The following is an 11,984-nucleotide window of genomic DNA, read 5'->3' on the forward strand; positions in this document are numbered from 1 at the left end:
GCAATGCCTAGTTTTAAGTTAGGATGTACCAAGATTGTTGCAACTATTGGACCTGCAATTACTCTGCAGTTACAAATTAATTCTGAGAGAAATAAGTCAAACCCAGAGTACTTAAAGGTCTTAAATCTATTTACTGAGTTATTTTTTAATGGCTTAAGTTGCATTAGATTTAACTTTTCTCACTCCAATAATGAAGAAAGACTATTTAGATTAGAGGTTTGGCGGGACGCTAAGGAAGAATTCTACAAGATCTTTAACAAGATAGAACAAGGCGGTAATTCTCCTAATAAAGTTAGATTCCTCTTCCCAATAGCCGAGTTAGCTGACACTAAAGGACCAGAAATTAGAGTATGGGATATGAAAGAAAAGGAAAAAGGGCAACTATATAGAAGAGGGGAGATTATTGAAATTTTCTGTAAAGATAAGAAGGCGGGGGATGCTACTTGTTTTTCAGTCACTGACTCTACAGCTAAATACAATATGGCTTTAGATTGTTCAGTAGGAGAAAAGGTATTAGTTGATGATGGAAAGCTTTCTCTATTAATTCAATCTGTAGATGTGGACTCCGGAGTTGTTAGAGTGATGGTGGAAAATGATCACTATCTGAAAGCCAATAAGAGAGTTAATCTTCCAAATGCAGATTACTCCCTTCCATTTGTGAGTGAAAAAGACAGAGGAGATATTCTCTTTTCTCTAGAACAAAGTTTTCAATTTATTGCTCTATCTTTTGTTAACAAGTTAGAAGACATACTCGAAGTTAGAAAGCTAATTAAGGAAAATTGTACAGGCAAAAAATTACCTCTAATTATCTCTAAGATAGAAACCACTCAATGCTTAAAGAATATAGATGCAGTTATTAAGGAATCAGATGGAATTATGATAGCTAGAGGAGATCTTGCCCTAGAAAGTCCTTATTATCACGTTCCATACTGAACTAAGGAAATACTGAGAAAAACAGCTAAAGCTAAAAAATTTACTATTGTCGCTACACAAATGTTGGATTCTCTAGAAAGGACTGTAGTTCCAACCAGAGCAGAAGTTGCAGATGTTTATAGAGCAGCTGAGTTAACTTCTGACTCCACTATGCTTTCTGGAGAAACTGCACAAGGACTATTTCCTTCAATTGCTCTTGCAACTATGTCTGAAATCATTAAAGCTGCAGAAAAGAAATGCAACTATGAGAAATTGTTTACTCACTTCTCTAGAGAAAATAAGTCAGAAAGATTAAGAACTCTAAGTAGTCAATTCTTCTCAGAGATTGACAAGTTAACTACTATTATCGCCTGCTTCCTATTTGCAGATGAACTATTAGAAGAAGAAATAAATCAACTATCTTCTCTTAAACTTCCATTCCCTTTTGTAGTCTTTTATAGAAAGAAGAGTTACCTAGAAGCGGAAAGTGATTTCGAGCTTAAATGCAGTGCAATTAATAGAGGAATATATAAGATTGCATTAGTGGGATCCACAGATGAATCTTTGGAAGACTGCTCTAAGACTTTCTTGGAATTGTGTGGTTATCCTTCTAAGAGCCAAATAGCTTTGTATCAAGCGAAGGAACTTCGTTTTATAAGTAGTTAGCTTTAGTTTTTGAACTACAAATTCAAAGATGTTAATTCCCTTGTCTCTCGGATAGACTTTTCCAAATTCTCCTCAGGAGGGTTCACTCCTCCTAATCTGAGGGGAATCCAAATAGAAGCTTATAGAAATTTCTTTGCTAAAGGTCTAGAAGAATTAGTTTCTAGATATTTCCCAATTGTTTCTTCCTCAGGAAATATAAAGATACTTCTTGAGGGAATTATTGCAAAAGATCCAGAAAAGACCGAAGAAGAAGCTATTAATAGCTCTTCAAGTTACCATGTTTCTCTCTATCTAAAACTAAGACTACTTTCTAACTTTCATCCTGAAAAGGCTCAAGGAAAAGTTACTGAAATCTTCTTTGGGCATATGCCAATATTCTCTTCTTCCTGTAACTTCATTATCAACGGTACTGAAAAGTTTGTAATTAGCCAAATAGTTAGATCACCTGGACTATATGTTCTGAATAAAACACAGATTAGACTATCTAACTCTAGAAAAAGAGCATTAGAAGGAACTATCTGTGAGTTACTTCCTGTTAAAGGGGCTTTAATACTCTTTCACCTTCCAATTGAAAAAGATAAGTCTATAAAACCTTCTGTTAAGTTAATTGCAAGAAATACTTCAGGAAATAATGCATTCAATTTCCCTGTTACTACATTCCTTAAAGCTTTTGGTTTTACTCATGAGATGATCAAGAAACTTTTTGCAGATCAACCAGAAGTTCTTAACTCTCTAGCGCAAGAATTCTTTAATACAGAGGAGTTAAAGAATGAACCTTTCTTCACTTCAATAATTAATGAGCTATCAACAGCCAAAAGTACACAAAAACTTAAAGAGATCTCTAAAGGTTGAATAAAACAAACTCTTTATGCCCTTTGTGTTGAATACTATGAGCTAGAACGAACCACTAATAGCAGAACTAAGAAAAAGGAATTACAAGAGTTACTAGAAAAGATATATATAGAGCTTGCATCTAGAACTATTATTGCTTCCTTATCTATTAGCCCGGAAGTAGCTAGAAGAGAAGTAGTTTCTTATCAAGAGTTACTTTGGTCCTATCTATTTGATAAATACTATTACAGCATTCTTCCTGCAGGAAGATACAAACTAAATCACAAACTTTCAACATGAGAGAGAATGAAAAACAGATATCTTGCTGAAGACATATTAGGAAATGATGGCAAGGTTTGATTTAAGAAAGATACTTTTATGGACTTTGATACCCTTACTGCCTTTAAAGAAGCTGCTATTGCTAATAAGTTAAAGATTAGAGAAAGCTTTAGACCTTTAAGAGTATTTGAAGATACTGCAGGAAGATATAAAGAATTTGAAGAAATGTACTATGACAAGGTTTGAGTTTATGTCTCTGGTATTGGTTCCGCTAAGGTTCCTGTCATCGGGACACCTTATATGCCGGATCAATCTCCATTTACTCAATCAGATGTTGTCGCTATTCTTTCTTATATCTCTCAAATAAGACATAAAGTTGGGGAATATGATGACATTGAAAACCTAGGTAATAAGAGACTAAAGAGAATAGATGAATTACTAGAAAACAGAATAGTACTAGCTCTAGCAAGAATACAAAAGTTCTCTGTAGACAAAATGAATAGCTTAGAAGCTAAGCTAAACTATCTGTCTCTTAAAGATGGAGAAATAGAAGAATACTTTGCTTTAAGTACCATCATCAACACCAAGCCTTTCCAAATAGTAATTAAAGAGTTCTTTAACTCCCACCAATTAGTTCAATTCCTCGACCAACAAAATACTCTCTCTGAAATTACCAATAAGAGAAAGATCTCTGCTATGGGCCCAGGAGGAATTAAGAGAGAGGACCCAAACCTAAATATCAGAGACGTACACTACTCCTATTATGGAAGAATCTGCCCTATTGAAACTCCAGAAGGTATGAATATTGGATTGATTATGGCTTTGGCCTCGTTAGCTATGGTAGATGACTATGGTTTCTTAAAGACTCCTTACTACAAAGTTAAGGGAGGTAAGGTAACCAATGAATTGGTTTGGCTGAACTCTATTCAAGAAAGAAACTTCTATATTGCTGAGGCTACTACACCAAGAACTGAGAATGCAGAGTTAATTGGACCAATTACTGTTAGAAGAAATGAAGAAGTAGAGTCAGTTTCTCCTGAAGACGTTCACTTTATTGATGTAGATTGTTCTCAAATAACTTCTATTTCTGCATCTTTGATTCCTTTCTTGGAACATGATGATGCCAACAGAGTATTAATGGGTGCAAATATGCAAAGACAAGCGGTACCACTTCTTTCTCCTAAATCCCCTATTGTCGCTACAGGATCAGAAGGAAGAATAGCTAAAGACTCTGGTATTGTAGTCTATGCAGAAGAAGACGGAGAGATTACTTACTTAGACAGCTCTAAGTTAACTGTTAAGTACAAAGGAACAAAGGAAATAGAAAAAACCTATAAGTTACAAAAGTTCAGAAAGACTAATCAAAACACCTGCAGAAATCAATTAATAATACCTAGAGATAGTAGAACAGTTAAGAAAGGAGAAATCTTAATTGATGGACATGCTATTAATAATGGTGAGCTTGCATTGGGACAAAATATCTTAGTTGCCTTTACTACTTGATATGGATACAACTATGAGGATGCCATCATTCTTTCTTCCAGATTAGTTCAAGAGAATGTTTATACCTCACTACATATTCAGGAATACACCATTGATTGCATAAGAACCAAGATAGGTGATGAAGAAATCACTAGATTTATTCCAGGTTGCTCTCCCGAAGAGAAGAAATATCTAGATGAAGATGGAATTGTCTTAGTTGGGGCAGCTGTTAAAGAAGGAGATATTTTAGTAGGTAAAACTTCTCCAAAGGCTTCAGGGGAGATTAGTGCAGAAGAAAAACTACTACAAGCAATCTTTGCTGAAAAGGCTAAGAGTGTTAAAGACAGCTCATTAAGACTTCCCGCGGGGGCTGAAGGTATAGTAACCAAGATACTTAGATATTCATTAGTTAAGGGAGATAGATTAGGGGATGATGTTCTAGAGACAATTAAGGTTTTTGTTACTTCCAAGAGAAATATCCAAATAGGTGACAAGATGGTTGGTAGACACGGAAATAAGGGAATTGTTTCAAAAATAGCTCCAATAGAGGATATGCCTTACTTAGAAGATGGAACCCCTGTAGATATTCTTTTGAACCCATTAGGTGTTCCTTCGAGAATGAACATTGGACAGATACTAGAAAGCTATCTTGCATTCTCTGCTAGAAAACTAGTATTCAATAAGCTGTTAACAGCTTACTTTGAGAAGAAGTTTGACTCTCTGACTACTTTGTTCTCTAAGTCCAGATCCGCTTTAAGTTCACTTGAGAGAACTCTAACTACCTATCTAGCGGAAAAAGGAATCAAGAGTCTTGCAGAGGCAAAAGAACAATTAACTCAACTAGATTTCTCAATTATCCTATCTAAGTCAGGATTTAGATACGATGAGCTTGAAATCAGAGTATTAACTCCTATCTTTGCAGGATGTAAGAATTCTGACTTGATTGGAATTATGAAAGATGCAGGTATAGATTCTTCTGCAAATAATGGAAGATTCACCTTATTTGATGGAAGAACAGGAGAGAAGTTCAAGGATCCTATTTCTGTTGGAGTGATTTATATGTTGAAGTTGGATCACATGGTAGATGACAAGATTTATGCCAGAGCAGTAGGTCCTTATTCCAAGATCACTCAACAACCATTAGGAGGTAAGTGTCAAAATGGTGGCCAAAGATTTGGAGAAATGGAGGTTTGAGCGATGGAGGCTTATGGGGCAGCCTACAATTTAAGAGAACTATTAACCCTTAAGTCTGATGACATTCAAGCCAGAAATCTTATTTACTACTCAGTTATTAAAGGTCAGATGTTACCTACTCCAGGAATTTCTGAGTCCTTTAAGTTATTAGCAAAGAAATTACAAGCCCTTGGATTAAAAGTAAATATTCAATATGGACCTAAGAAACAATTAATTGGATTTGACAACTATTTAGCTAAAAGAGCAAAGTTAAATGAAAAGATTCAATTCTTAACTTGAAGCAATCAGGCGAGAAGAGATGAGGGAGAAAAAGAGAGAAGTAAAAGATGAGAACACTTTAGTCTAGCAGGAGAAGAGGAGGAAGATCTAACTATTAATGGAATTCAGATAAGTATTACTTCCCCTGAATACCTACTTTCACTCTCTAGAGGTGAAGTTAAGTCCGCAGAAACCATTAACTATAAAACCTTTAAGCCAGAAAAAGGAGGATTGTTCTGTGAAGCTATCTTTGGACCTGTTAGGGACTATGAGTGTTTCTGTGGTAAATACAAGAGAGTTAGATATAGAGGTAAATATTGTGAAAAGTGTGGAGTATGTATTACAGAGTCTTTAGTAAGAAGAGAATGAATGGGACATATTGCTTTAGCTTGTCCTATTGCACACATTTGAATGATCAAGGAATTACCTTTACCTTCCAAGATCTCTTTGATACTAGAGATCAAGTACAAGAGCGTTGAAGAAGTAGTCTACTTTGTTAACTACATAGTTACTGAAGTTACTGATGTAGGATTTGATCACAAAGGAATATTTAAGAAATTAGAGATTATTAATGTATCTGATCAAACAAGCCCACTAAAGTCTTTAGTTAAGTTAAGAAGACTTCTTAGATTAATCTGCGAAGACAGAGAAAAGAAGGAACCTGAAGGAAAAGACTCTATGTCTTATCAACAAGGAAAAGCTTACTATAAAGCATTAGCTTCTTCTAACCTTCCATTCTCTCTATATGATGTGTTCGAATATATCTATAAATACAGCGGAATCAAAATAGGTACTGGTGCAGAGGCCATCTATGAACTTCTTAAGAAAGTTGATTTAGATTCTCTAGAACACTCTATTCAAAAACAACTGAATAAAGATGGAATTAATCACTCTGATATAAAAACTAAGAGACTCTTAGCTAGATTAGAAGTAGTTAAGTGATTTAAGGCCTCAGGAAACAAACCAGAATGAATGATCTTGAAGAATTTATTAGTTCTTCCTCCTAACCTAAGACCTATAGTTCAACTAGAAGCAGGAAGATTTACTACCAGCGACTTAAATATCTTCTACAGAAGAATCATTATTAGAAACGAAAGACTTAAGAAAATACTGAGTTTAAATGTTACTTCTATTATTGCCAACAATGAAAAGAGAATGTTACAAGAGGCTGTAGACTCTCTAATTGACAACTCAAGCAGAAAGAAACCATTAGTAGCTAAAGATAAGCATTTACTTAAGTCCTTAACTGATCACTTAAAGGGTAAGCAAGGACTATTCAGACAAAACCTATTAGGTAAGAGAGTAGACTACTCTGGTAGATCTGTAGTTGTTGTAGGTCCAGAGCTAAAACTACATCAAGTAGGTTTGCCTATCTTAATAGTTCTGAAACTCTTCAAGCCATTCATTATCAGAGAGTTAATTAGAAGCTATATAGATGAAACTACAGGATTAAGAACTCAAATTGCTCAGAATATAAAACTTGCTGAACAAATCATTGATAACCAAGAAGATATATTGTGACCAGTAGTTCATAAGGTAATACAGGAAAGACCAGTATTACTTAATAGAGCCCCAACTCTTCACAGCTTAGGTATTCAAGCATTTGAACCTGTAATAGTAGAAGGAAAGGCTATTTGCCTTCACCCTCTAGTAACTACAGCATTCAATGCTGACTTTGACGGTGACCAAATGGCAGTTCACTTACCACTTTCTGATGAGGCTGTTAAGGAAGCGAGACAAATCCTTCTTTCTCACTGACATGTGTTAGCCCCTAAGAATGCACAAGCAATCTTGATGCCTTCACAAGACATGATTCTTGGACTTTACTACCTAACCAACACTAGAAAGGGGTCAAGAGGAGAAGGAAGATTAGTTTCTTCAGTTGAGGAAGTTAGATATCTATATGACTCCGGAGAGATAGATTTGAATGCTTTAATAGCGGTACCAACTTCAGTCTTTCCAGAGAAGAAGTGACCTAAAGAAGGATTACTAATTACTACTGCAGGAAAGGTAATCTTTAACCTTGCTATGCCTCCAGATTATAGATATGTAAATGACTCTACTCCTGAACGTCTTTCAGAAGAAGACATACTAGACACCACTGCAGACTATAGAGAAAGCATTAAGAATCATTCAGAAACACCTTCATTTGCTAAGTGAGTAATTCAAAGAGCAATAGAAGATGTTTATGAAAACTACTCCATAGAACAAACTTCTACTATGCTTGACAGTATTAAGAGTCTAGGATTTGAGTTCTCAACTAAATCATGTATCACTATCTCTCCATTTGATATTCCTAGATTTACAGACTCTTATAAAGAAGAGTTGATTAAACAAACAGAAGAAAAGGTTAGAGCAAATAAAGAATACTGTGAGCTTGGAATGATTACTGAAGATGAAAGATATCAAAGAGTTATTAATCTATGGTCCGATGTAAAGGATCAAGTATCAGAAAAAGTGAGAGAATGATTTAGAGGAGATACCTATAAAGACAACCCAATGGCGATTATGGAAAGATCTGGAGCTAGAGGAAGCTTATCTAACTTTGTACAGCTTTCAGGTATGAGAGGATTAATGAACAGATCCTATAACTATGGACAAGTTACAGATTCAAAAATCATTAAAGACATAATAGAAGTGCCAATTAAACACTCATTCGTAGAGGGATTGAATATGATAGAGTACTTCAATTCTTCTTATGGTTCTAGAAAGAGTATGGCAGACACTGCAGTTAAAACAGCAAAGTCTGGATATATGACTAGAAAGCTAGTAGACACCTCACAAGAAGTTATTGTTAAGTCTCTAGACTGTAAAGCACACAAAGGATTGGTAGTTAAAGCAATATTGACCAGAAAATCCAAGAAGGAAGTTAAGTCCTTTGAAGAAAGAATTAGATTTAGAGTTGCATTCAAGGATGTAATTTCTCCAGTAGATGGAACTGTATTGTGTCCTGCGGGAGAGTTTATCACCTCTGATATGGCAAAGAAGATAGTAGAAGCTGGAATAACTTCTCTAGAAATTAGAAGTGTCTTTACTTGTCTTCAAAAACAAGGAGTGTGTCAAAAGTGTTTTGGTTACCACTTAACCACTAAGAGACCTATAGAAGTCGGTACTGCTATCGGGATAATCGCAGCACAATCTGTAGGGGAACCTGCGACCCAATTAACTATGAGAACCTTTCACCTAGGGGGAGTAGCTGGGGAACAAAATATTGCACAAGGATTCGAGAGACTAAAACAATTATTTGACATAGTGTCACCCAATAGATGAGAAGGAGCGACTCTTAGTGAAATTAGTGGAACTGTTATCTCTATAGAAAATAAGGAAGCGCAAAAGATTATTACTGTAAAGAATAACTACTCAACTAGAACTTATGAAATAGATCTAGATATTCCTATCTTGGTTAAGGAAGGAGATACTGTTGCATTCGGAGACTGTTTAAGTGAAGGTAATGTAGACCTTAAAAAGTTACTAGAAGTTGCAGGACTAGAGAGAGTAAGAGAATACATGGTTGAACAAATACTTGAAGTGTATTGACTTCAAGGAATTGATATTGCAGACAAATACATAGAATTAATTGTTCACCAATTAACTTCTAAGTGAAGAATTAACCATGAAGGGGCGTCCAATTGAGGAATTGGCGAGGTAGTGGATTTCAATGACTACTACAGAGTGACTACAAAACTTCTATTAGATAGAAAGGATCCTCCTGTTGCATTTCCTATACTATTAGGATTGGAAGAAGTTCCTGCAAAATCTAATTCTTTCTTGGCGGCGGCATCCTTCCAAGACACTAAGAGAATACTAATAGATGCTTCTGTAAAAGCTCAAATAGATGATCTGGTTTCTTTAAAGGAGAATATCATAGTTGGAAACTTAATTCCTGCTGGAACGGGATTAGTTCCGGAACTATTAGAAGGAAGAACTTTGTAGAAAAGGCTTTACCTTATCTTCAGGGGAACCCCTTAGGTTTAGGGTTAGCCTTTACTAATTTGTAGAATCTAAACATTTAGTTATTTTCTAGATTCCTATGTGGTGAAAGAAGTTATTGTTGGAGGGGACTGCTATTGGTGGGTTTGGAGGCGGTGTAGGGGGGTGATTAGGTAACAGGTATGGTTTGGTTGAGATACCAATGGATGGAGAGCAAGCTATATTGACTGAGGAATATTCCTTATCTAAGGAGAATAAGAAAGACGAAAAGAAGTCAAAGCATACTGGGGTAATTAGTGAACTAAATCACACTGTCCTTGGTTCTTGAAAGTACCAAAGTGAAGGGGTTGAGGATAAATTGATGTTGGTTTCTGGTTGGGATGCAAATGGGAAACATAAAAATATAGAGAGCAATAAGTTATCACAGGGAAAACGTCAATTATGAGGCGGTAGAAAGGTGACTTCTGGAAGTAAGTGGTTTGGTCCCAGAGATAGAAATAAAGAGATTGAGGATCTTGAAAAAGCTAAGAAAGAAATGCAGGGAAAGTCTTATTGACCACTGATTCAAAAGGCGGGAGATTATGTTACTGAATCTGATTTGAAGGGAATTAGTGAGAAATGAAAGGGTAGGGATTTGAATCTTGAGACCCAAATATTGGAGTTGTATAAGGCAAGAAAGTGATGGTTGGATAAGATGGGGAGAAGTCGTCAAGGGGATCGTGTTGATTTGGAATTCAATTTAGAGATAATCAAGAAGATACTTGATACTGGTGAGGACCAGTTGAAGGCGAGAAGGTGGAATTATGGACAGTTAGCTAATAATGGGAAATTGACTCTCGTTAGAACGATTGGAAATCCTGAAGCAGTTGCTTGAAATTACTTCAGGAAATATGCCTGAGGTAAGGAATCGGAAGTTAAAAGGTTAAAAGAAGTTAATTTAGTGAATACCATTGTTAAATTGATGACTGGTGAATCTGTTGGGTTTCCTTGTGTTAGTTATGGGCGAGAATCGTTTGTTGCTGATGGTTTATTTGATGAATGCAAGAATACTCCGTGATGAGGAAGGGATGAGATTAAGGTTAAGTCTGTTTTGAAGAGTGTTGTACCAAGCTTTGCGAAAGGAAAGATTCCGACACAAAAAGGGAGGGGTGGTTGGAAATCTCAACAGGATGCTGGAGATAATTGATCAAAAATATATAACGAAAATTTTGATGAGTCTAAAGTGATTAATGAAAAATGTGAACCAGACAATTGATGGTCTTTATTTACTGATCAGGAATTGAAGATACGACAAGAAGTATGTGATTTAATAATCAGACCTTGATTCGGGGACCAAGTCTCTGAGAAACGATTATGCCTAATTGAGGCTACAGAATACAAAAATTACCTTAGGTTGAGCACATATTTAAATGTCCTTCAAATACCTGAATGACATAACAAAAGTACATTCTGAACAAAATGTTCTAATTACGGAATTTAAAGAACGGTAATTTTTTAGATATTTTTGAAATTTATTTTTCGATCATCCGGTGGGGAGGGAAAAAAGATTGTATTATTAGAAAATTTTTTTATTTTTTCGCGCGAATTTTTGAAAATAATAATTTCAAATAATTTTTTCAGGGGTACATGTACCCCTGAATCATAAATTTAAAACAAATATCCCTCTCTTTTATAACTTTTTTGACTAATATAATAAGTTTTTTATATATACCCCCCTAATTCCAATCTATTTTTTATTATGTTTAAGTTTCGATAAATCTATATTGAATATTTATCCTCCCAATACTTCTAATTGACTCATAATTTAATTCTTTTTAAAAATAAATAGAAAATAAGAAATATTTATATAAAAGTAACAAATTATCTTTTATTACTTTCCCTTCACCCAAAAAACCCCCCCTCTTAGAAATCTCCCCCACTTCATCATATAAATTTTTTACTTTGTAAATTAAATGAGGGGAAGTTCCCCTCATTTATATATAAACTTTTTAAGTTATTTTTAAATTTAAAAACTAAAAATAAAAACCTAAAATTTACTATTAAATTTCAACTCCTGATCAACAATTCATGACCACACACTATCTGGTTCACACTTTTCATTAATCACTTTAGTTTTATCAAAATCATCATTGTAAATTTGACGTCAATTTTTAGAAGCATCCATTTGACGATCTCACCTGTTTGGAGAACCTTTCGTCGGCACCTTATACTGCTTAAAGTTAGGCACAACACTTTTTAAAACAGATTTAACTTTGAACTTATCTTTTGCCCACCACGCATCACTTTTACATTCTTTAAACAATTCCTCGGCGGTAAATCTCTGTCCACTCCCAACCTCAACACAAGGAAACCCAACAGATTCACCAGTCATCAATTTAACAATGGTATTCACTAAATTAACTTCTTTTAACCTTTTAACTTCCGATTCCTTA

At 35.0% G+C, this 11,984-nt stretch carries 4 protein-coding genes; 3 read left to right on the forward strand and 1 reads right to left on the reverse strand.

The window, feature by feature from the left end; translation table 4 throughout:
* Nucleotides 1–3 precede the first annotated feature (3 nt).
* From pyk to DNK47_RS01815, 3 genes are all read left to right on the forward strand, one after another.
* Nucleotides 4–1,578, forward strand: coding sequence for a pyruvate kinase (gene pyk, locus DNK47_RS01805; RefSeq protein ID WP_112665403.1), 1,575 nt, complete (start codon nt 4–6; stop codon nt 1,576–1,578).
* Between the two features lie 9 nt (nt 1,579–1,587).
* On the forward strand, nt 1,588–9,555 hold the full coding sequence (gene rpoC, locus DNK47_RS01810) for a DNA-directed RNA polymerase subunit beta' (protein WP_112665405.1): 7,968 nt from the start codon (nt 1,588–1,590) through the stop codon (nt 9,553–9,555).
* Between the two features lie 97 nt (nt 9,556–9,652).
* Nucleotides 9,653–11,032 (forward strand): hypothetical protein, encoded by a 1,380-nt coding sequence (locus DNK47_RS01815; RefSeq protein WP_146737515.1) that lies wholly within the window; start codon nt 9,653–9,655, stop codon nt 11,030–11,032.
* Between the two features lie 546 nt (nt 11,033–11,578).
* On the opposite strand, the gene DNK47_RS01820 is transcribed toward DNK47_RS01815, so the two are convergent.
* Nucleotides 11,579–11,984, reverse strand: a 406-nt coding sequence (locus DNK47_RS01820; protein ID WP_220084655.1) for a hypothetical protein, incomplete at its 5' end; no start/stop codon positions are given.

Source organism: Mycoplasma wenyonii (genome assembly GCF_003265155.1).
In the GTDB taxonomy this organism is placed as follows: domain Bacteria; phylum Bacillota_I; class Bacilli_A; order Mycoplasmatales; family Mycoplasmoidaceae; genus Eperythrozoon_A; species Eperythrozoon_A wenyonii_C.